Origin of the sequence: Sinorhizobium fredii USDA 257, from assembly GCF_000265205.3 — a bacterium.
Classification (GTDB): Bacteria; Pseudomonadota; Alphaproteobacteria; order Rhizobiales; family Rhizobiaceae; genus Sinorhizobium; species Sinorhizobium fredii_B.
This window is the reverse complement of record NC_018000.1, coordinates 3,728,038-3,748,777: the sequence shown is the minus strand read 5'-3', so window position 1 is coordinate 3,748,777 and position 20,740 is coordinate 3,728,038. Positions and strand designations below refer to the sequence as shown.

At 62.6% G+C, this 20,740-nt stretch carries 18 protein-coding genes; 1 reads left to right on the top strand and 17 read right to left on the bottom strand.

All coding sequences use genetic code 11. The annotated features are described in order from the left end of the window. Nucleotides 1-4 precede the first annotated feature (4 nt). The 3 genes from USDA257_RS17425 to yajC are packed head-to-tail and all read right to left on the bottom strand — an operon-like array spanning nt 5 to nt 3,343. A complete protein-coding gene (locus USDA257_RS17425; protein ID WP_014764279.1) occupies nt 5-391 on the bottom strand; it encodes an Mth938-like domain-containing protein in 387 nt (128 codons plus the stop codon). Nucleotides 392-393: 2 nt separating this feature from the next. After that, nucleotides 394-2,961, bottom strand: a complete 2,568-nt coding sequence (gene secDF / locus USDA257_RS17420; protein ID WP_014764278.1) for a protein translocase subunit SecDF — start codon at nt 2,959-2,961, stop codon at nt 394-396. A 49-nt stretch (nt 2,962-3,010) separates the two neighbouring features. Beyond that, nucleotides 3,011-3,343, bottom strand: coding sequence for a preprotein translocase subunit YajC (yajC, locus tag USDA257_RS17415; protein WP_014764277.1), 333 nt, complete (start codon nt 3,341-3,343; stop codon nt 3,011-3,013). Nucleotides 3,344-3,643: 300 nt separating this feature from the next. On the opposite strand from yajC, the gene USDA257_RS17410 reads away from it, so the two are divergent. Continuing rightward, nucleotides 3,644-4,519: an ATP-binding protein gene (locus tag USDA257_RS17410; protein ID WP_014764275.1), complete on the top strand. Its 876-nt coding sequence runs from the start codon at nt 3,644-3,646 to the stop codon at nt 4,517-4,519. A 30-nt stretch (nt 4,520-4,549) separates the two neighbouring features. Here the strand turns inward: USDA257_RS17410 and USDA257_RS17405 are convergent, their stop codons facing one another. From USDA257_RS17405 to argS, 14 genes are all read right to left on the bottom strand, one after another. Further along, entirely contained in the window at nt 4,550-6,082 is a 1,533-nt protein-coding gene (locus tag USDA257_RS17405) for a LysM peptidoglycan-binding domain-containing protein (RefSeq protein ID WP_014764274.1), read from the bottom strand. A gap of 174 nt (nt 6,083-6,256) precedes the next feature. After that, nucleotides 6,257-6,907: a hypothetical protein gene (locus tag USDA257_RS17400; protein ID WP_014764273.1), complete on the bottom strand. Its 651-nt coding sequence runs from the start codon at nt 6,905-6,907 to the stop codon at nt 6,257-6,259. 250 nt (nt 6,908-7,157) lie between these two features. Further along, nucleotides 7,158-7,811, bottom strand: coding sequence for a protein-L-isoaspartate(D-aspartate) O-methyltransferase (locus tag USDA257_RS17395; RefSeq protein ID WP_041414340.1), 654 nt, complete (start codon nt 7,809-7,811; stop codon nt 7,158-7,160). Beyond that, nucleotides 7,808-8,578, bottom strand: a complete 771-nt coding sequence (surE, locus tag USDA257_RS17390) for a 5'/3'-nucleotidase SurE (protein ID WP_014764271.1) — start codon at nt 8,576-8,578, stop codon at nt 7,808-7,810. The genes USDA257_RS17395 and surE overlap by 4 nt, the downstream gene beginning before the upstream one ends. 26 nt (nt 8,579-8,604) lie before the next feature. Then, nucleotides 8,605-9,888, bottom strand: coding sequence for a serine--tRNA ligase (serS, locus tag USDA257_RS17385; RefSeq protein WP_014764270.1), 1,284 nt, complete (start codon nt 9,886-9,888; stop codon nt 8,605-8,607). Nucleotides 9,889-9,927: 39 nt separating this feature from the next. Then, complete coding sequence (tatC, locus tag USDA257_RS17380; protein ID WP_014764269.1) at nt 9,928-10,770, bottom strand: twin-arginine translocase subunit TatC; 843 nt, start codon at nt 10,768-10,770, stop codon at nt 9,928-9,930. Further along, nucleotides 10,767-11,480 (bottom strand): Sec-independent protein translocase protein TatB, encoded by a 714-nt coding sequence (tatB, locus tag USDA257_RS17375; RefSeq protein WP_014764268.1) that lies wholly within the window; start codon nt 11,478-11,480, stop codon nt 10,767-10,769. The genes tatC and tatB overlap by 4 nt, the downstream gene beginning before the upstream one ends. A gap of 72 nt (nt 11,481-11,552) precedes the next feature. Beyond that, nucleotides 11,553-11,759, bottom strand: a complete 207-nt coding sequence (locus USDA257_RS17370; RefSeq protein ID WP_014764267.1) for a twin-arginine translocase TatA/TatE family subunit — start codon at nt 11,757-11,759, stop codon at nt 11,553-11,555. A 92-nt stretch (nt 11,760-11,851) separates the two neighbouring features. After that, nucleotides 11,852-12,961 (bottom strand): ABC transporter ATP-binding protein, encoded by a 1,110-nt coding sequence (locus USDA257_RS17365; protein ID WP_014764266.1) that lies wholly within the window; start codon nt 12,959-12,961, stop codon nt 11,852-11,854. Nucleotides 12,962-13,032: 71 nt separating this feature from the next. Continuing rightward, a complete protein-coding gene (scpB, locus tag USDA257_RS17360) occupies nt 13,033-13,758 on the bottom strand; it encodes an SMC-Scp complex subunit ScpB (RefSeq protein ID WP_041414339.1) in 726 nt (241 codons plus the stop codon). Then, nucleotides 13,751-14,614 carry a segregation and condensation protein A gene (locus USDA257_RS17355; protein WP_014764264.1) on the bottom strand — a complete coding sequence of 288 codons (864 nt, stop codon included), beginning with the start codon at nt 14,612-14,614 and terminating at the stop codon, nt 13,751-13,753. Before USDA257_RS17355 ends, scpB begins: the two co-directional genes overlap by 8 nt. Before the next feature lie 49 nt (nt 14,615-14,663). Continuing rightward, nucleotides 14,664-15,680: a beta-N-acetylhexosaminidase gene (gene nagZ / locus USDA257_RS17350; protein WP_041415358.1), complete on the bottom strand. Its 1,017-nt coding sequence runs from the start codon at nt 15,678-15,680 to the stop codon at nt 14,664-14,666. A gap of 235 nt (nt 15,681-15,915) precedes the next feature. Next, nucleotides 15,916-18,834 carry an SPOR domain-containing protein gene (locus tag USDA257_RS17345; RefSeq protein WP_014764262.1) on the bottom strand — a complete coding sequence of 973 codons (2,919 nt, stop codon included), beginning with the start codon at nt 18,832-18,834 and terminating at the stop codon, nt 15,916-15,918. Nucleotides 18,835-18,897: 63 nt separating this feature from the next. After that, entirely contained in the window at nt 18,898-20,658 is a 1,761-nt protein-coding gene (gene argS, locus USDA257_RS17340; RefSeq protein ID WP_041415356.1) for an arginine--tRNA ligase, read from the bottom strand. Nucleotides 20,659-20,740 lie beyond the last annotated feature (82 nt).

Below are 20,740 nucleotides of genomic sequence, written 5' to 3'. Positions count from 1 at the left end.
TCGATCACACCGCAATCAGTGCTGCAGCGACGGCGCGTGTTTCTGCCAGCATGACGTTGTAGGTGCGGACCGCTGCGCCGGTATTCATCGGATCGGACGAAATGTTGGCGGCTTTCAGTGCTGCTTTCAGATCTGCCGGCAAGGGCCTGATTTCACGACCGGTGCCGACGAGCAGGACTTCGATCTCCTGGGCCTCATCCAGGACGCGCCGGAATTTGTCAGTCGTCAAAGGGTCGCCCTCGGCGACGTCCCAGGCATAGATGCCGGATGGCAGCATCAGCACCGAGCCGACGTGCGACATGTCGGCGAAGCGAAAGCCGCCATTGCCGTAGGCGTCGATCGGCGCACGTCCGGGGAAGTGCGCTTCACGCATTTCTATACCTTTTGTCATAATCAAGCCGCACCCGTTGCTGTGTCATGCGGGCTCGTACCGCGTCCTCCCAACGCCCCGCCGAGGCGATTGTTTCGGCGGTTGAAGAGAATGAGAACCGGCCCAGCGATGTAGATCGATGAAATCGTCCCGATAACCACGCCGAAGAGCAGCGTCGCGCTGAAGGACTGCACGAGACGACTTTCGCCGAACAGGTAAAGCGCAACGAGGGCCAGTGCCGTCGTCATTGCGGTGAGGATGGTACGCGACAGGGTCTGGTTGATCGATGCGTCGATCAAAACCGAAAGCGGCATCCGCTGATAGCGCGTCAGGTTCTCCCGAACGCGGTCGTAGATCACCATCGTGTCGTTCAGCGAATAGCAGACGATCGTCAGGAGAGCGGCGAGGCTCGCGAGGTTAAATTCTATGCCGGCCACCACGAGGAAGCCCATGGTCAACAGCACATCGTGAAGCGTGGTGATGACGGCGCCGGCAGCGAACTTCCAATCGAAGCGGAACCAGACATACAAGATGATGGCGAGTATCGCCGCTGCGACGGCGAGGGTTCCTGCGCGCGTCAGTTCTCCGGAAACCGCGGGGCCGACGACTTCGACACGCCGGAAGCTGTAGTCATCTTCGAGTTCGGCGCGAACCAGCCCCATCGCAGTCTGGTCTGCATTGTCGCCGGCTTCCTGCGAAGGGATACGCAGCAGGATATCCCGCACCGAGCCAAGTTCCTGGATCTGGACCTCTGCGAGGTTCAGCCCGTCAAGGCGGGCGCGGAGGTCCGCGACGTCGGCAGCGCCTGCCTTCGACCGCAGTTCCAAGAGAGAACCACCCTTGAAGTCGGCACCCATGTTGAGGCCAAGGCTCGCCAATAGGACGAGCGAGGCAAGCGAGAGAGACGCCATCAGGACGAAGACCGGATTGCGGAGGGCCATGAATCGGATATCGGCCTCGGCAAAGAAGCCTGTACGGATGCCCCTCGGCAGATGTTTCGGCCGGCGGCGGCGATACCAACCGCGGATAAGCCGGCGCGTCAGGCTGTGCGCCGTCAGGATGGTCGTCACGCTGCCGATCGCAAGCGTCGCCGCAAACCCTCTTATGGCTCCTGTACCTAGAAAGAAGAGTATGGCGCCCGCGATCAGCATGGTCAGGTTCGCGTCGACTATGCTTCTCAATACGCGCGAAAAACCGTTGTCGAGGGCTTTGCGCAAGGGTTCGCTGCTGTTGCGCACCTCTTCTCGCAGTCGTTCGTAGATGAGCACGTTCGAATCGACCGCGACCCCGATGGTGAGAATGATCCCCGCGATCCCCGGCAAGGTCAGCGTTATGCCGAGGAGCGACAGTACTGCGACGATGAGCACGACGTTGACGATGACAGCAGCCACCGCGACAAGGCCGAAGAAGCCGTAGAAGCCGATCATGCAAGCGGCGACAGCGGCTGCCGCGACCAGCCCGGCTTTGAGGCCGTTTGCGATGGCGTCCGTTCCGACTTCCGGACCGACGGTGCGCTCTTCGATCACTGTCAGCGAGACGGGAAGCGGCCCGGCTCTTAGCAATGCGGCGAGATTTGCCGCTCCCTCCTCGGACAAATCGCCGGAGAGCCGAGCCATATCGCCTTCGATGACGTCCCCAAGCGCCGGTGTCGAGACCACTTGTCCGTCGAGTACGATGGCGAATTGTCGCCGGGAAGCGGATTGCGACAGCGATACGAGCCGTTGGGATGCATCGGCCGCCAGCTTGATATCGACCACGGGCTCGCCGGTCGCATCAAGCCCGGGTAGCGCATCGGTAAAGTCTTGGGCAGAAGCGAACGCCCGCCTTTCGACGAGATAGGGAACCGGCGGATCGTCTAGCGAATAGAGAATTTCCGATGCGGCTGGTGGCCGCGTGTCGAGCGCCTGCTGCGGCGGCATCGATGGATCGAGCCACCGGAAGGCGACAATGCCGCGCTGGCCCAGGAGATCCTTGAGCCGTTGCGGGTCGTCCAAGCCGGGTATCTGGATGCTCAAGCGGTCGCTGCCGCGACGCCGGATCACCGGCTCCACGGCCACCACCTCCCCGACGCGGCGGCGCACCACTTCGATCGACTGGGTGAGCGCTGCATTCAGTCGGAAATCAATCCCCTCGTCCGTCAGTCGAAGCCGAAGCGGCTCCACCGCGGTGGTCTCGTCAGCCACCAATTCCCGGATCGGGCTTCCGTCCTGCTCAGGCGCTTCAACCGGCGCGGTGAGTGCGCTGAGCGCCTGGCGCGCAGCCGCCGCCTTCGCCGCATCGCGCAGCCGAAACTGGATTTGCTGACCACTGCCGGAAAGGCCCGTATAGCCGATGTCGGCATCCCTCAGCGCCTGGGCAATCGCCGCAATCGTGGCTTCCAGCCGCTCGACGACGATGCTGTTGCGGTCGATTTTGAGGACGATGTCGGATCCGCCCTGCAGGTCGAGGCCGAGCGGCACCTGCCGATGCGGTAGCCATGTTGGCCACCCGGCAAGCTGCTCTCTCGGAACGATGTTCGGCAAAGCAAATGCAAAGCCGGCCAGAACGACCAGCCAGATCAGGGTGTTCTTCAACGGCGAGAGTGTGGGCATGCCTCGAAATGCTCCATCGCCAGGCCCGGCCGGTCGTGGCAGCCGAGCTTTATTCCTTGACAGGCTCGCCCTTCACCCGAACTTCGGAAACGCCGCTGCGAATCACGCGGACCTTGGTCCCTTCGGCAATCTCCACTTCCAGTTCCGAATCGTCGACGACCTTCGTCACCTTGCCGACGATACCGCCGCCGGTAACGACCTGATCGCCGCGGCGGATGTTCTTCAAGAGCTCCTCGCGACGCTTCATCTGCGCACGCTGTGGGCGAATGATCAGGAAGTACATGACGACGAAGATCAGGATGAACGGCAGGATGGACATCAAAATGTCGGTCCCGCCGGCGGCGGGGGCGGCAGTCTGCGCAAAAGCTTCGGTAATGAACATCGATCACTCCTTGAGTTCAACCCACGCGGTTACCTTGCCCGCGCGAAATCCGTCGGGAATATAGGGACGCAATCCCACGACACAAATGCCGGCACCCTTCTCCGTTGCTCCTGCCTCTGACATAATTTCCGCAACAGGAGAACCCCTTGAGCGCGTGCAGCCAGGCTTTTCCAGCGCAAACCGCCGTGCTACCGACAAAATCGCAACGGCCGGAGGAGAAGCGGCCCGATAAATCAAGCAATTGCGGTGGCTCCGTATGTTCCGTGAGGGCTGCAGACCAAAATTCCTGGAGAAATGCAGATGCGCGAAAGCAAGCTCGACGTTCTGATCAACGAAATGCAGAAGCTTTCGGCAGCGCTCGACCGGATTGCCGGACCGCCCGCAGCGGACAACGACTGGGGCGAGGCCGATTGCTTCGTCTGGGCTCCCGCCACCCGCCATTTGCAACCGGTCACCAAACCGAATCGCATCGATCTCTCGCTGATCACGTGCGTCGACCATGTCCGCGACATTCTCTTCGACAACACGCTTCGTTTCGCGCAAGGGTATCCGGCGAACAATGTGCTCCTCTGGGGCGCGCGCGGCATGGGCAAGTCTTCGCTGGTCAAGGCGGTTCACGCGAAGGTGGCGCGCGATGGCGGCAGCGACCTGAAGCTCGTCGAGGTGCATCGTGAGGACATCGCGTCCCTCCCCGCCCTGATGGACATCCTGCGGCAGGCCCCGATGCCGGTGATCGTCTTCTGTGACGATCTTTCCTTCGATCACGACGATACATCCTACAAGTCGCTGAAGGCCGTTCTCGACGGGGGCATCGAGGGGCGCCCGGCGAATGTCGTGCTCTATGCGACCTCGAACCGCCGGCACCTTCTCCCGCGCGACATGATGGAGAACGAACAGTCGACCGCCATCAATCCTTCGGAGGCGGTCGAGGAAAAGGTCTCCCTTTCGGATCGTTTCGGGCTATGGCTCGGCTTCTACAAGTGCAGCCAGGACGATTATCTGACCATGGTCGATGGCTATGCGCGCTATTTCCACCTGCCTGTCGAGGGCGAGGCACTTCACGCCGAGGCGCTGGAATGGGCGACGACGCGGGGATCGAGATCCGGCCGCGTCGCCTGGCAGTTCATTCAGGATCTGGCTGGCCGTCTGCGCCGCCAAGTTGACGAAACAGCCTGATTGGACGCGCATTGCGGCCCGCGATGAAGACTACTCGAGGAAGGTCGCCGGGTTCACCGGCGTCGCATTCTTGCGTACCTCGAAGTGCACCTGCGGTTGGCTTGCCTTGCCGGTCATGCCGGAGGCGGCAAGCGTCTGACCACGCTGCACCTTCTCGCCGCGCTGCACCTTGAGCTGCGAAGCATTGCCATAGACCGTGACAGTCCCGTCATCGTGGCGGACCAGCACAGCATTCCCCAGTTCCTTCAAGCTGCTGCCGGAATAGATGACCACGCCGTTCTCGGCCGCCTTGATCGGCGTGCCTTCAGGCACCGAGATGTTGATGCCGTCATTGCGATTGCCGTCGACATTTGCGCCGTAGCCGGCAACGACCGCGCCACGGACCGGCCAGCGATATTTGCTGATGCCCGTCGACTTCGGAGACTCCTGGTCGACATCGGATCTGATGGCAACGTCCGATACGCTTTCCTTGGCGACCGGCGGCTTGTATTCCGCCGGCTTGCCCTGATCAAGCGACGCCACCTTCGTCTCCCCCTTCGCCGGAACGGAGGCCGCGACGACCGCGTCGGTTGCCGTCGCTGCAGCACCGGGCATCTTCAGCTTCTGGCCGACGCGAATGCCTTCTGCCGTCAGGCCGTTTGCCTGCTTCAGGGCCGCCACCGATACGCCGTTCGCCTTCGCGATCTTGTTCAGCGAGTCCCCCGGCTTGACGGTATAGGCGCCATCCGAGCCGTCACCGGCACCGGCGTTATTGAGTTTGCCCGCGGCCACATCGCTGCGCGATTCGCTTTTGTCGCGGGATTGCGACTGGCCGGGGAGAATTGCCACTTCGCGCTGGCCGGCCGGTAGCGGCGGAGGCTGCCTTTTACCGCCTTCGAAGTCGGCGATGGAACCGGATGCTGCGGCCTTCGCTGCACTGCTCGCACCACCAAAGGTCGGCACGATGAGGCGCTGCCCCGGCTCTACTTGGTTCGCGGATTTCAAGCCGTTCGCCTTGAGGATTTCCTTTTCCGGAACGCCGAAGCGGCGAGCCAATGCGGCCACCGTATCGCCCGGGCGAACCATGATGGTGGGCGCATTGTTGGTCGTCCAGCCACCTTTGTTCGAAGCCGTCTTGGGAGCCGACGGCAACGGCTCAGCCGTCGCGAGTGCGGGCTGCACCTGGCGGGCAGCTGGCGCCTGCGGCTGACGCGGCGCGGCAGGCGCCGGCTCCGCCAAGGCGGTACGCTGAACGCTAACCGGCGTGGAAGCAGCCCGGGCGCTGGAGACCGGAGTGCTTGCCGTGCTCATCGGATCGTAGGATGCGCTCTGGCCGGAGTTCGGGAAAGCCTGGCCATAAGACCCGCCACCGGAACCGGAGGACGAGGCCAGTTGGCCGCTAGAAACATCGCCACGCGGTACATTTCCCGGGATGGAACTGGTGGTAATATCGTCGGAACTCGAAAAGAGCCCGTTGAAGCGGCTTACGTCGGAGCTGCAACCGGTCGCGACGCTTGCCAGCAAAACCGCCCCGCACAGGCGGATCAAAGACTTCCCTGCACTGGGAGATGAAAAATTACGCATGACGCTTACCCACTCCGAACGCAACTCGCTGTGGAATGATTAAAGCGCATTAGAGTTACCGCCCGGTTAAGGGCGGCAATGATTTGACGAAATGCTAACCATACGATGTCCGCCACCCATGCGGCGAAAGGCTGCTCCGCGCGAAGCGCGGCTGTGGCCGAAGCCTAGTTTAGCCTAGAGAAGCTCGGAATAGAGGCGTTCGATTTCCGAAAGCGACCGCGATTGAGGCGGTTGCTCCTCATAGCTGATACTGCCGACGTCCCAACCGGCGAAAGGGGTTTCGAGCGCCGGCACGTCAGTGACGCCGGCTGAAGACGCCGTCTTGTCCTTGTCCAGGAAAACGCTAACGAGCTTTTCGAAATTTCCGCCCGTATCCAACCCACTTTCAGCATCGTATTCGAGTGACCGCAAGCCGGCCACGGCTGCCTCACGCGTGCCGAAGTAACGCAAGCTGTTCTGGTCCTCCGGGCGGAGATTGTCATGGTAATCGATGAAGGCACTATAATAGGCCTTGTAGTCGCCGGTTTCGGCATGCTTCCCAAACGCCTGATATTCGCGCGCAGCCAGCTGGGGCGAAAGCGTGTTGTTCCATTCGTCCCTGGTCAATGGCGGCAGCTTTTCGGGCGCCTTTTTTGTCCGGCTCAGATAAAGCAACGCGTCCACCGACAGCGAAATGCGCGGCGTCGGATCGAAGAAGTTTGCCGGCGTCGCTTGAGCCCCGCCGTCGTCTTTGCTTCCGGAGACAACCTGCCCGGCGGGACGGCCGGCAAGATTGCCCAAACCGTCACCGGTCGTCGCTGCAGTCAGCCTGTTTGCAATCTCCATCCACCGTCTCCGTCACTGACATGATGGAGCGACGCAAGCGCGCCTTCAGCCATCGTGCCCGTCCGGCCTACGGTTGTAAGCTTGCGCGAAGCTGGATTTCGTTAAAAATGCGTTAACCGACTGTTCTGAACGGAGGCCAGCCGAAGGGTGCAGGAAGGCCTGTGTCATGGCTGGTGCCGAGAATCACCTGCTGCCGCGACGCTGATTTTCGAACGCGACGCGGGATTTCGACGATCTTAGAAGCGATGCACTAAAGAAACGAAGCGAGCTGCGGCACGATGGGTAGATAAGGCGCGTCGAACAGATCTTCGCGATCGAAGCGGCTGCCTGTCCGGCTGACCCGCACGATGCGGCACTGGGTCTCGCTCATCATGATCGGCACCAACAGGGTGCCGCCGGAGACGAGATGATCGGAAAACATCCGGGGCAGGCTGTTGAAGGCGGCAGTGATGAGAATCCGGTCGAACGTCCCCTCGCCCGGCACCCCGGAACTGCCGTCCACGTGTCTCACGACGACATTGCGCATGCCGGTCTTTTCGAGGTTCTTCTGCGCCGAACTCACCAATGTCTGATACCGGTCGATCGTCAGAATGCGTTCCGCGATACGCCCCATCACGGCCGCCGTGAAGCCGCTGCCCGTCCCGACTTCCAGAATGCGCTGGCCCGGCTTGATATTGAGGCAGTGCAGCAGGCGAACGGCGAAGTCGCAACCTTCCATGAACGAACCGCAGTCAAGCGGTATCAACCGCTTGGAATAGACGTCGTCCTGATACTGCGGGGGGCAGAAATTGTTTCGCGGGGTCTGCTCGACGGCCTTGAGCAGATCGTGATTGACCACGCCGGCGGAACGAAGGCGCAGCGCCATGGCCGCCAACCCTTCCTGCTGCGAAACGCGTCCGTTCAAGCGCCAGTCCCTTCCCGCAGTGCGCGCGCCAGGCGCTCCTGGACGGCATAGTCGGTCATATCCAGTTTAAGCGGGGTTACCGAAATCCTGTTTTCGCGCACGGCGCGAATGTCCGTTCCCGAGCGGAAGTCGCCGGAGCGTTCGCCGAAGCGGAGCCAGAAATAGGGAAAGCCACGACCATCGATACGTTCGTCGATGCTGAGGCCGAATTCGAGCTTGCCTTGCGAGGTCACTTCCACGCCTGCCACGGCGTCGGCCGCACAATTCGGGAAGTTCACGTTGAGAAGGGTTCCGCCGGGAAGCTCGACATCCATCAAGGTGCGGATCAAAGCGGGCGCATGGGTCTCGGCCGCATCCCACGAAACGGCGCCACCGAGCGCATGCTGGTAGGCCTGGCTGACGGCGATCGACCGTATCCCCTGCAGCGTGCCCTCTATGGCGCCGGCCACGGTACCGGAATAGGTGACGTCGTCTGCAAGGTTGGCGCCGATATTGACGCCTGAAAGGACAAGATCCGGCTTGCGATCGAGGATCTTCCGCGCCGCCATGATCACGCAGTCGGTCGGCGTTCCCCTCAGGGCGAAACGCCTCTCCGAAACCTGTCGCAGCCGCAACGGCTCCGATAGCGTCAGTGAATGAGCGAGACCGCTCTGGTCCACTTCCGGCGCGACGACCCAGACGTCGTCCGAGATCGTCAGCGCGATCTTCTCGAGGACAGAGAGCCCTTCGGCATGAATGCCATCGTCATTGGTCAGCAGGATGCGCATTCCGGTCTCTTTCGCTTGCCCGAGCCTCAGGCCGCTTTCTCGATGCGTCGCAGGCCGCCCATATAGGGGATGAGGACCTCAGGCACGGAGACCGAGCCATCGTCGTTCAGGTAATTCTCGATGACGGCGATCAGCGCACGGCCGACAGCGACTCCGGAACCGTTCAGCGTGTGGACAAACTTCGTCCCCTTCTCTTCCTTCGTGCGATAGCGCGCATTCATGCGGCGCCCCTGGAAGTCGCCGCAGACCGAGCAGGACGAGATTTCGCGATAGCTATCCTGCCCCGGCAGCCAGACTTCGAGGTCATAGGTTTTGCGTGCGCCGAAGCCCATGTCGCCGGTGCAGAGCGTCATCACCCGGTAATGGAGACCGAGCCGTTTCAGCACCTCCTCGGCGCAAGCGGTCATCCGCTCATGCTCTTCGATAGAGCTTTCGGCATCGGTGATCGATACCAGTTCGACCTTGTTGAACTGGTGCTGGCGCAGCATGCCGCGCGTGTCGCGCCCGGCCGAACCCGCCTCCGAGCGGAAGCACGGCGTCAAGGCCGCAAAGCGCAGCGGCAGCTTCTCGCCCTCGAGGATCTGTTCGCGCACCATGTTCGTCAGCGGAACCTCCGCCGTCGGGATCAGCCACCGTTCGTCCGTGGTGCGGAAAAGGTCTTCTGCGAATTTCGGCAGTTGGCCGGTGCCATACATCGCATCGTCACGGACCAGCAGCGGCGGCTGCACCTCGATGTAACCGTGCTCCTGCGTATGCAAATCCAGCATGAATTGGCCAAGCGCGCGCTCAAGGCGGGCAAGCTGACCCTTCAGAATGGTGAAACGCGAGCCGGCAATGCGTGCGGCACCTTCGAAGTCCATGAAGCCCAGGGCCTCGCCGATTTCGAAATGCTCGAGAGGCTTGTGGTTCCACGTGGGCTTGGCGCCGACGACCCCCTTAACTACATTGCCGCTCTCGTCCGGTCCGACCGGGACGTCATCGAGCGGAACGTTCGGAATGCGCGACAGGATATCCGTGAGCTCGGCCTCGATCTGCCGGCTTTCCTCTTCGGCGGCCGGCAGGGCGTCCTTGAGTTCGGCGACCTCCGCCTTGATTTTTTCGGCGAGCTCGCTGTTCTTCTGCGCCATGGCAGCGCCGATTTCCTTTGAGGCGGTATTGCGGCGCGACTGCATCTCCTGCAACGACTGCAGGATCGCGCGGCGGCGCTCGTCAAGTGCGATCAGCGATGAGGACAGCGGCTCCGCGCCCCGCTTCGCCAAAGCACTGTCGAGCACGCCAGCATTCTCACGAATCCATTTGATATCGAGCATAGTCGTCCCACGCGTTGGTCAGGTCACGGCGCGAGAACGTCAGCCCTGGGCAGGCCCGACCGTCCCCGAAGAACCTTCCTGCGACGAGGCAGACTCGGTTGCGCGTGCCTCAGCTTCCCGCTGTCTTTCAACGAGTCGCGCCGTATAGATTGAAATCTCGTAGAGAAGGATGGCTGGCAGCGCAAGACCGATCTGGGAAACCGGATCCGGTGGCGTCAGCACCGCGGCAACGACGAAAGCGATAACGATCGCATATTTGCGCTTTTCGGCGAGCCCCTGCGAGGTGACGAAGCCGACGCGTGCCAGAAGCGTGGTGACGACCGGCAACTGGAAGACCAGCCCGAAGGCGAACACCAGCGACATGATCAGGCTCAGATATTCCGATACCTTCGGCAAGAGCTGGATCGCGACCTGCCCTTCACCGCCGCCCTGCTCCATGGCCAGGAAGAACCACATGACCATCGGGGTGAAGAAGAAATATACGAGCGCGCCGCCGAGCAGGAAAAGGAGCGGAGAGGCAATCAGGAACGGCAGAAAGGCGGCCCGTTCATTCTTGTAGAGACCGGGTGCGACGAACCTGTAGACCTGCGAAGCAATGACCGGAAAGGCGATCACCAACGCGCCGAACATCGCCACCTTGATCTGGGTGAAGAAGAATTCCTGCGGCGCGGTGTAGATCAGTTCGACGTTGCGATGGCTGAGGCCAGCCCAGCTCACCGCCCACTTGAACGGCAGGACAAGGAGGTTGAATAGCTGCTTGGCGAAATAGAAGCAGACCAGAAAGGCGACGAAGAACGCGCCGACCGCCCACATCAGCCGCGCGCGAAGCTCGATCAGGTGCTCGATCAACGGCTGCGGCTTGTCCTCGATGTCGCCGCTCATGCGTCACCCTTTTTCTTGCGCGCAGACGCGCTTGTCTTATCGGTTTTGACAGCGACCGCGCCTTCGCCTGCCGTAGTCTTCCTGGCAGCCGCCTTCTTCGGCGCTGCCGCAGACGCGGTCCTCTTCCGGGCTGCCCCGTCGGTGGCTTCCTTTTGGGTCGGCGCCTTCTGCGCAGCGGTTCCGGCCCTGGACTTGGCGGCGCGCTTCGGCGTCGCCTCACTGGCCGCCGCCACCTTGACCTCATCCGTGGCTGCACGTTCCATCTGCCGGGACGCAGACCCGACCGCGGCGGCCGCCACCGTGTCGACGGGCTTCGCTGGCACCCCTGCGGGCGCGCTCGCAGGCTCGAGTTGAGGTTCGGGCGTTACGGGAGGCTCGGGCGTTGCGGGTTGAGCCGGCGCGTCGGGGGTCGTCGCCTTCTGCAGGTCCGATTTGATCTCGTTGCCGAGCTGCCGCAGCGGGTTCATCGCGTCGCGCAGCGCCGTGGTCGGATTGAGGCTTTGCGCGTCGCTGATCGTCTTGCGGACCTCGTCGAGATCGGCCTCCCGCAGCGCTTCATCGAATTGACGGCGGAAATCGGAGGCCATGCCCCGCATCCGTGTCGTCATCCGTCCGAAAGCCCGCAGCATGGGCGGCAGGTCCTTCGGTCCCACGACGACGATCAAGACGATTGCAATAACAACAAGCTCGGTCCAGCCGATATCAAGCATCCGACGCGCCCTACAAACCCGTAATGCGGCTCATCGGGCGCCTACGCACCCGATCCCGCCATTTTCCGATCGTCAGCGGACTTCGTCGGACTTGTGTTCGACGGTCTTGCCGTCAAGCGTCTTGTCGGCCGAGGCGGCGTCCTCGTCGGTCATGCCCTTCTTGAAGTTCTTGATGCCCTTGGCAACATCGCCCATCAATTCCGGAATCTTGCCGCGACCAAACAACAGCAGCACGACCACCAGAACGATCAGCCAATGCCAGATGCTAAACGAACCCATCCACTTACTCCCTCGCGGCTTTATCGATTTAAAGCCATCACGTTGTCATTTTTCAGGCGCCGCTTAAAAGCTCGCCGTCGTTCTGACCGAACCTAAGATGTCGAGGCGTCTTTTTCAAACACCAATATGTCGCGCTCGTTAACGGAAAGCGTGACGTCACGCAATCCTTGCGGCAACAGGTCGGCGCGAATGCGGGCCCGTACCGTCCGTTCCGACTGCGGTACCGCGAGTTCGAGGAGCTCGACCACGCCCAGAAAGCGCCGCGACAGGATGCGCGCCGGGATGTCGCCGCCTTCCGGCTTCAACTGAACACCGGAGAGCCGCACGGCCACGCTCAAGGGCTGCCCCTCCTTGTACTCTCCGGCAGGCACGCCACCAAGCGGCGTTTCGACGCGGCCGCCGCGCACACGCGCGTCGAACACGTTGATTTCGGAAAAGAACCCCGCGGCAAAAAGGTTGCGGGGCTTGCGGTAGAGCTCGTCGGCAGTGCCGACCTGAATCAGACAGCCATCCTTCAGAAGCGCGATCCGGTCGGCCATTCGCATCGCTTCTTCCGCGTCGTGGGTCACGACGATCGCCGTCGCCCGCGTTTCGCGCAAAATGGCCAGCGTGTCGGCACGGATGGAGTCCTTCAGACGGGAGTCGAGGCCGGAGAAAGGCTCGTCCATCAACAACACCGCCGGCCGCGGGGCGAGCGCCCGGGCAAGCGCCACCCGCTGCTGCTCGCCGCCAGAAAGCACATGGGGATAGCGATCGGCGTAATGAACCAGGCCCACGCGATCCAGTGCTGCATCGGCCTGGAGAAGGGCCTCCTTCTTCGGCAAGGCGGTCAGACCGAAGCCGACATTGTCCCGGATCGTCATGTGCGGAAAGAGCGCGAAGTCCTGAAACATCAGCCCGACGCCGCGCCTTTCCGGCGGCAGGAAAACGGAAGGACCCGATATTTCCTGGCCATTCAGCAGAAGACGGCCGCCGGTCTGCATCTCGATACCGGCGGCAATACGCAACAAGGTCGTCTTGCCGGAGCCCGAGGGCCCGAGCAGGCACAGCACCTCTCCGGCTTCGGCGGTCAGCGAGACGCCCTTGATCGTGTCCTTGGAATGATATCGGTGGCTGATGTTTTCGAATGCAATACTTGCGGCAAACGACACGCCCGACCGCCTCGTCGTCGCAAGGGCGCCGTTGAGCGTGTCTGAAACCATACCTGCATTCCTTGAACCGAAGGCATCGGCGCGCATAGCGGCTTTAAAGCCGATACGCCCACTCAGGATTTCTAATCGTCTTCTTCAGCCTTCGGAGTCAAGAGGCCCAGTTCCTCAAGGTCCATCTGGGTGATGGGATCTTCATTGTCGGAAAGCTCGTCCTCGCCGACGGGCACCGGGATATGCAGGTTCGAGGGAACGCGACCGGACAGGAGACCCGCGCCCTTCAGTTCCTCGATCCCCGGGAGATCGCGGATTTCCTCCAGCCCGAAATGGTCGAGGAAATCCCGTGACGTCCCGAACGTCACCGGCCGCCCCGGCGTGCGCCTGCGGCCGCGAAAGCGCACCCAGCCCGCCTCCATCAGCACATCGAGCGTGCCCTTGGAGGTCTGCACGCCGCGAATGTCCTCGATCTCCGCGCGGGTGACCGGTTGGTGGTAGGCGATGATGGCCAGCACTTCGAGAGCAGCGCGGGAGAGCTTCTTGACTTCCTGCTCGTCCGTTTGCACGACGAAGGAGAGATCGGCCGCGGTGCGGAAGGCCCAGTGATCGGCGACCTGCACGAGATTGACGCCGCGGCTCGCATAGAACGCTTTCAGCCGCGACATGATCCGGCCGACATCGACGCCACGGGGTATCCGGCTGGCGATATAGGTCTCTGAAATCGGCTGCGCCGATGCGAAGACGAGCGCTTCGGCGATCCGCTCCGCCTCCTCCGCGAGTCCGGGATCGATGAGAATGCCCACCTCTTCCTCGTCGTCGGGTAATCCGGGCAAATATTTTTGTGCCTCAGCCACGCGCTGCCTCCATTTCCGCCAGGGTCGCAGCATCGATCGGCCTCGGCCCGCGCCTCAGATAAATTGGCGCGAAAGCGGCTTCCTGCCGGATTTCCAAACGTCCCTCCCGCACCAGTTCGAGCGAGGCGGCAAAGGAGCTCGCAATTGCCGTTGCGCGCTCCTTCGGGCTCGTCATGTAACGGATGAGGAAATGGTCGAGGGCTGTCCAATCTTCGAGGCCACCGACCATCCTGGCGAGGATCAGGCGCGCGTCGGCAAGCGACCAGACATGGCGCTTCTCGATTGTCACCTGGGTTATCGCCTGGCGTTGCCGAAGCGTGGCATAGGCCGTGAGCAAGTCGTAAAGCGAAGCGTCGTAGTCGGACTTTCTCTCCGATACGAGATGCTCGGGTGCGCCGCGCGCGAAGACATCGCGACCCAGCCTGTTGCGGTTGACCAGCCGCGTCGCCGCATCGCGCATCGCCTCGAGGCGCTTCAGCCGGAATGCGAGGGCGGAAGCCATCTCCTCGCCGGAGGGCCCCTCGTCCTTCGGCTGCTGCGGGATCAGCAGGCGCGATTTCAGATAGGCAAGCCACGCCGCCATCACCAGGTAATCGGCGGCAAGCTCGATACGGATGGAACGCGCCCGCTCGATGAAGGCGATATACTGTTCGGCAAGCGCCAGAACCGAGATGCGGGAAAGATCGACGCGCTGGCTGCGGGCAAGATGCAGGAGCAGATCGAGCGGTCCCTCGAAGCCGCCGATGTCGACGACGAGCTCTTCCTCGTGAAGGCCGCGATCGGCGGATTCCTCCTGCCACAAAGGCTCCATCGGCGCCTTTGCCGCAGGCTGTCCCTGCCTCTCGTCAGAACCCATCGCCACCATGCCCCCCGGCGCGGCCGGAGCCGCCTTTGCTCATCAGCTCTTAAACGAGCGAGAACATCGCATTGAACTCCGCTCGCAATATGTCTTCGTCCGAACCATCAGGCTGCCGGAAGGCAGCCTCGGCCGCGCTGGCCCTGCGCAGCCGATCGCCCGCGAGAACCGGCACCACATCGGCGACGGCCTTCATTTCCTCCATAATGCCATGACAATGCAAGACCAGATCAAGCCCTGCGCCGATAATCCCGCGGGCGCGGCTTGTCATATCCCCTGCAAGTGCGTTCATGGACACATCGTCGGACATCAACAGGCCGTCGAAGCCGATATAGTCGCGGATGATCTGCCGCACGACCCTTGGAGACGTCGTCGCGGGATTGTCCGGATCGATCGCCATGAAGACCATGTGCGCCGACATGGCCATTGCCTCGTCCTTCATGGCGGCGAAAGGCTGGAAGTCGACCCGCTTCAGTTCCTCCAGCGAGGCGTTGACCACCGGCAGATTGTGATGCGAATCCACGAAGGTGCGGCCATGGCCGGGCATGTGCTTCATCACCGGCAACATGCCGCCGGCTTTCAGGCCCTCGCTCACCGCACGGCCGATCGCCGTCACGGTCGCCGGATCGTGTCCATAGGCCCGGTTGCCGATGACGTCATGGCTGCCGGGCACCGGCACGTCGAGGACCGGCAGGCAATCCACCGTGATGCCGAAGCGCATGAGATCGAACGCATGCAGGCGTCCGAGCAGCCACGCGGCGCGCAGCCCCATCTGATCGTCGCGTCGGTAGATCTCGCCGATGGCCGCACCGCTCGGATATTGCTGCGCGAGCGGCGGGCGAATGCGCTGGACACGGCCGCCCTCCTGATCGATCAGGACCGGTGCTTTCGGATTGCCGATGCTGTCGCGCAGGGCCGCGACGAGATCGCAAATCTGCTCTTCCTCACCGATGTTGCGGCCGAACAGAATGAAGCCCCAGGGGCGTTCGCCGGCGAAGAAGCTGCGCTCTTCCGCCGTCAGGGAAAGGCCTTTGCAGCCCGAGATGAATGCCTTTGATTCGCTCATAAGTCGATCATAGTATCCTGCTGCCGAACCGCGAAGCCGCAAACCGACGCCGGGCATCTCCGTGCACAGGCAAACGCCTGCCTTACAGCGCCGTGCGCCTTATCAGACGCACGGCGCTGTAGCACTTTGAATCGCTGCATGTTCCTTAAATCGATACGACTTAAGGAACATGCAGTAACGAAACGGGCGCGACATTCCTGCCGCGCCCGCTTTGTTCCCTGAACGCTTTTTGAAACTACTTCGTCACGAGGCAGCTTCCGCCGGCGCCCTTGTAGCGCGAGCAAAGCGCATTCGCTTCATCCCGCGAGCCGGCCGGTATCCTCACCCGGTAATAGGTACCCTTGCCGGCAATTTCCGCCTTGCGGATATCGACGCCACGACCGCCGATGACGCTCGCAAACTTGGCCGCTAGGCTGTTGTAGCTCTTCTGCGCCTCGGCCTCGGAAGGCAGCGAGGCAATCTGGACGACATAGCTGCCGGCCGGGACGGACGCGGTCGCCAGCGGCGCGGTGGGCTGCGCAGCTGCCGTTTCCGTGGCCGCCTGGGTTTGCGGCGCCGCACTCGGCCCCGCAGCGGCCGGAGCTTCGGCCGCGGGGCGCGCTTGCGGGACCGGTTCGCTGCCGACGGCCGTCGTCTTGACGCTGCGGACGGGAGCAACCTCGTTCTGGGCCGGCTCGCTTGGCGCTGCAAGCGCAACCTTCTCGGCGGGAGCGGCCAGCTCTGCGACGGCGCGCAGCTCGCCTGCAGCAACCGCGACCGCCGCCTTGCCCTTGGAGCCGGAAGCGCCCGCTTCCGCCGAAGCGTTGGCAGGGATGGGCTGAGTGGCAGCCGCAACGGCGTTGTCGGCTTCGGCGGCCGGCTCGTCACGAGGAACGAGCGTTCCGTCCGGCTTGACGATCATCGTCCGAACCTTGCGCGGCGCGACGGCCGGAGCACTTTCCTGCTCGGCAGCAGCTTCGTCCGCAGGCGCATCGGGCGCCAGGCGTGCGACTTCTTCCTCGTCCGGGGGGGATACTCCGGGCAACGCATCGCCGTCGTCACTGCCTTCAAGCGGCAGGGTTTCGGGTGTCAGAGTCTTCTGAACCACGTCCATCGGCTCTTCCGTCGAGGAGACCAGGGCTTCCTGGCGCGGCGCATTGCTCTGGTCGCCCGCCACCCGGTCGTAGACCGCCTTGTCCTGGTTCGGCACCATCTTGCCGCCCTTCTGTTCGGGCACGATCTTAACCGGGTCCTTGTCGGCCAGGATGATCTTGGGGCCGTCGCCGGACAGGACCGCGCTGCTCCCGCCCATCCAGGCGTAGACGGCGGCACCCCCGAGGATGATGACACCGGCAACACTTGCGGCGAGCAGCATCGTGGCCTGCGAACGGCGGCCGTAGCTCTGTTCAACAAAGTCGTCCGCCTCGGCCCGCGGCATTGCCGCCAGCCCCTCGGCGTCTTGCGCCGCGCTTCGGCGCTCCGACATCGACCGCTGGAAGTCCTCTTCCATCGCCTTCTCGAATTCTTCGAAATCGTTGAGCGAAGCGAGCGGGGCGCCGCCGTTGCCCGCTGATCCGGCGTGCGCTGCGGGCGCGAGGTCTGCCTGGTTGGAGCGCACACCGCCCTTTGCAGCCGAAGCCGGCGTGCTGAAGAGCTGTGCCATTTCCGCGTCGATGTCCAGGTCGAAATCACCCGGGTAGGAAACCGGCTTCTCCTCGGCCTCCAGTGACGGCAGCTGCGGGACATCGAGATCGGCGATCGGTGCGACACCGCTTTCCATCTCGCCGATCATGGCGGGATCGAAAGGCAGCGGACTTTCGGACGTTGTCTCTTCAACCTCGGTGACCGCAGGCGCTTGAGCAACTAAGGGCGCCGGTGCCTGTTCGCGACGCGGTTCCGGCTCGCTCGCCGGAGCGAGTGCCTGCAGGAACGGCTGAGCAGCCGGCTCGACCAAGGCAGGATGACCCACCACCGGCGGCGCTTCTGCAACTGCCTGCGGCTCATCGTCTTTCGACATATCCATATCCAGCGCAATGTCGGCGAGTTCCAACTCGAAATCATCGAGATCGAAGCTCGGCTCGGCCTCACCCTGCGGCAGCCTGTTTTGCGCGATCTCCGGTTCCGGTTCGGCGACTGCCTCCGGCGGGACGACCGAAGCGACCGGTGTCTTCACCGCCTCCGGAGCCGACATCGGCGTGGCGAAGGCTCGCTGCTGAGACGGACCGGCGCTCGAGGCGACCGGCGTCGCGCGGCTGAACGTCGGCGTGAAGGGATAAGTGTTCTTTTTTGCGACAGGGGCCGGAGACGCCGCCTGCGCCGCCGCGGTTGTGACCGCAGCGCCTGCCGCGACGATCGGCATTACCGGAAAGCGCTCCACATCGGCGAGCAGCCGATCGACATGGTCCGAAGCGGCCGGCTCGGACGGCATCGGCGGCGATACATGCGCGGCAATCGCCTCGGTGACGGCTGCCTCCTGCGGTAGATCGGGTCCGGCCATATCGAGATAGACCGGTTCCGCGATATTCGCGCGCTCGGCAGCCTTGCCGGCGGCAGCGAGCCTGGAGGCAAGCGGCTCCTGCCAGTCTTCGAATGCCGGCAGCTCCGGCGTCTCGGCCTGCGGACCGGATTCCACCGCATCGACGCGGTGTGCCGGCTCCGCCGACAGATCTTCGTAGCCGAGCGACAGCTCGAGTTCGCGTTCCAGGTCGACCGTGGAATCGACGTCCTGCGTCGCAACAACTTCCGTCTGGTGGTCGTTGGCGATCTGGTCTTCGGAAGCCGGGGACAACGCTACCGACTCGTAATCCACCTCGTCGACGGGTTCGACGTTCGGCGCGGAAGGCTCAGCGCCTTCAGGTTCTTGGCTTTCCAGCACCGGCTCGGCACGCGTGCCGGCAGACGCGTTGGCGGCCGGATGCTCGACGAGCCCGCTGTCGGGGTGAACCGGCGCCGCGCGCGGGGCGTCGTAGCTGTCGAATGCGCGCAGCAGCTCGTCTTCGAGGTCAAAAGTCGGATCGCGCCGGATCGCCTCCTGGTGCCGCTGCAACTCCTGCAGTTGCTGAACTGCTGGCCGAGCATCGTAACCGACAATGCGGGCAAGTTCGCTCAACGGATCATCATCGGCCAATCTATCGACTTCTGCCGGCCCGCTTCGTGCGAATTGTTTGTCTGCCATAGTTTCCACTCACAACTGCCTGCGTTGAATTGCCAGCGCATTGTGGGGAAATGGTGACACTACTTACCGCATCTCTTCCGGTGCCGAGGTGCCCGTAACAGACAGACCCGACTTCAATACCGAGGCGACAGCATGCACCAGCCCGAGTCTGGCAATGCTCAATTGTCTGTTCTTATCGTTAACAAAACGTAATTCCGGATTTTCCTTACCTTTGTTCCAGAGTGCGTGGAAGGCTGCAGCAAGATCATACAGGTAAAAAGCGATTCGATGAGGCTCCTGCGAGAGTGCTGCAGCCTCGACGACGCGCGGATATTCTGCGAGCTTGGCGACGAGCTGCAGTTCGGCAGGATCAACGATAGCCCCGATCACTGCACCGGCAAGATCGATCGAAGCCAAATCGAGATCGGAGAAAGCTTCTTTTGCCTGGCGGAGGACCGAGCAGCAACGCGCATGCGCATACTGAACGTAGAAGACCGGATTGTCCTTTGACTGTTCCGTTACCTTGGCAAAGTCGAAGTCAAGCGGCTCCGAACTCTTCCGGTAGAGCATCATGAACCGGACCGGATCGCGACCGACTTCGTCTACCACGTCGCGCAGCGTCACGAATTCGCCCGAGCGCTTCGACATCTTCACCGGTTCACCGTTACGGTAGAGCTTGACGAGCTGGCACAGCAGTACCGTCAGCTTCGCCGTGCCCTCGGATATTGCCCGCGCCAGCGCCTCCAGGCGTTTGACATAGCCGCCGTGGTCGGCGCCAAGGACGTAGATCATCTCGTGGAACCCGCGGTCGAACTTGTCCTTGAAATAGGCAACGTCGGCGGCGAAGTAAGTATAGCTGCCGTCGGACTTGATGAGCGGCCGGTCGATGTCGTCGCCCACCTCGGTCGAACGGAAGAGCGTCTGTTCGCGGTCTTCCCAATCTTCCGGCAATTGGCCCTTCGGCGGCGGCAGCGTGCCTATGTAGACATGGCCCTTGAAGGTCAGGTCGTTGATCGCCGTGCGAATCCGCGCCGCGCCGTTGTCGTGCAGCGTCCGTTCGGAGAAGAAGACATCGTGGTTGACGTTGAGCGCCGCCAGGTCCTCGCGGATCATCGCCATCATCGCGTCGATCACGCGCTCCTTGACGAGCGGCATCCATTTGTCTTCCGGCATGATCCGCAGGCTCGTGCCGAACTCGTCGGCAAGCGCCTCGCCGACCGGCACGAGATAATCGCCGGGATAAAGCCCTGCCGGAATCTCGCCGATTTCCTCACCGAGTGCCTGCCGGTAGCGCAGGAATGCCGAGCGGGCGAGCACGTCGATCTGCGAGCCAGCGTCGTTGATGTAGTATTCCTTGGCGACGTCATAGCCAGCGAAGGCGAGAAGATTTGCCAGGGCGTCGCCGACGACGGCGCCACGGCAATGGCCGACATGCATCGGCCCGGTCGGGTTCGCCGAAACATATTCGACGTTGACCTTCCGCCCGGCGCCGACTGTGCTGCGTCCAAAATCCGTCCCTGCCCGAACCATCGCCGAAAGAAGCTTCTGCCAATAGGATACCGACAACCGGACATTGATGAATCCCGGCCCGGCAACGGTGACCTCCACCACCTCCGGGTCCTGGCGCAACTTCTCAACGATAAGGTCGGCAAGGGCGCGCGGGTTCGTGCCGAGCGATTTGGCGAGAACCATCGCTGCGTTGGTCGCAACATCGCCGTGGCTCGGATCGCGCGGCGGCTCTATGCTAACCCGTCCGAAGTCGATTTCGGATCGCTTTTCACGAACGATATCAAGCGATTCCAGAATTCTCTTAATTCTTGATTCGAAGTCTGTGAAAAGGTTCATCTGATCCATCCGCTCTTTCCAGGCCAACTGGAAAATGGCGCAAAACTATAAAAGGAGGCCGGGTCCGTAGGGAACCTGCAGC

Excerpts from the sequence above, each read along its gene's own strand:
- yajC (WP_014764277.1), bottom strand. The coding sequence starts at position 3,343 with ATGTTCATTACCGAAGCTTTTGCGCAGACTGCCGCCCCCGCCGCCGGC.
- USDA257_RS17365 (WP_014764266.1), bottom strand. The coding sequence starts at position 12,961 with ATGGTTTCAGACACGCTCAACGGCGCCCTTGCGACGACGAGGCGGTCG.
- USDA257_RS17355 (WP_014764264.1), bottom strand. The coding sequence starts at position 14,614 with ATGGGTTCTGACGAGAGGCAGGGACAGCCTGCGGCAAAGGCGCCGATG.
- serS (WP_014764270.1), bottom strand. The coding sequence starts at position 9,888 with ATGCTCGATATCAAATGGATTCGTGAGAATGCTGGCGTGCTCGACAGT.
- USDA257_RS17425 (WP_014764279.1), bottom strand. The coding sequence starts at position 391 with ATGACAAAAGGTATAGAAATGCGTGAAGCGCACTTCCCCGGACGTGCG.
- USDA257_RS17405 (WP_014764274.1), bottom strand. The coding sequence starts at position 6,082 with ATGCGTAATTTTTCATCTCCCAGTGCAGGGAAGTCTTTGATCCGCCTG.
- tatC (WP_014764269.1), bottom strand. The coding sequence starts at position 10,770 with ATGAGCGGCGACATCGAGGACAAGCCGCAGCCGTTGATCGAGCACCTG.
- nagZ (WP_041415358.1), bottom strand. The coding sequence starts at position 15,680 with ATGAGCGAATCAAAGGCATTCATCTCGGGCTGCAAAGGCCTTTCCCTG.
- USDA257_RS17345 (WP_014764262.1), bottom strand. The coding sequence starts at position 18,834 with ATGGCAGACAAACAATTCGCACGAAGCGGGCCGGCAGAAGTCGATAGA.
- argS (WP_041415356.1), bottom strand. The coding sequence starts at position 20,658 with ATGAACCTTTTCACAGACTTCGAATCAAGAATTAAGAGAATTCTGGAA.
- USDA257_RS17400 (WP_014764273.1), bottom strand. The coding sequence starts at position 6,907 with ATGGAGATTGCAAACAGGCTGACTGCAGCGACGACCGGTGACGGTTTG.
- secDF (WP_014764278.1), bottom strand. The coding sequence starts at position 2,961 with ATGCCCACACTCTCGCCGTTGAAGAACACCCTGATCTGGCTGGTCGTT.
- surE (WP_014764271.1), bottom strand. The coding sequence starts at position 8,578 with ATGCGCATCCTGCTGACCAATGACGATGGCATTCATGCCGAAGGGCTC.
- USDA257_RS17370 (WP_014764267.1), bottom strand. The coding sequence starts at position 11,759 with ATGGGTTCGTTTAGCATCTGGCATTGGCTGATCGTTCTGGTGGTCGTG.
- tatB (WP_014764268.1), bottom strand. The coding sequence starts at position 11,480 with ATGCTTGATATCGGCTGGACCGAGCTTGTTGTTATTGCAATCGTCTTG.
- USDA257_RS17410 (WP_014764275.1), top strand. The coding sequence starts at position 3,644 with ATGCGCGAAAGCAAGCTCGACGTTCTGATCAACGAAATGCAGAAGCTT.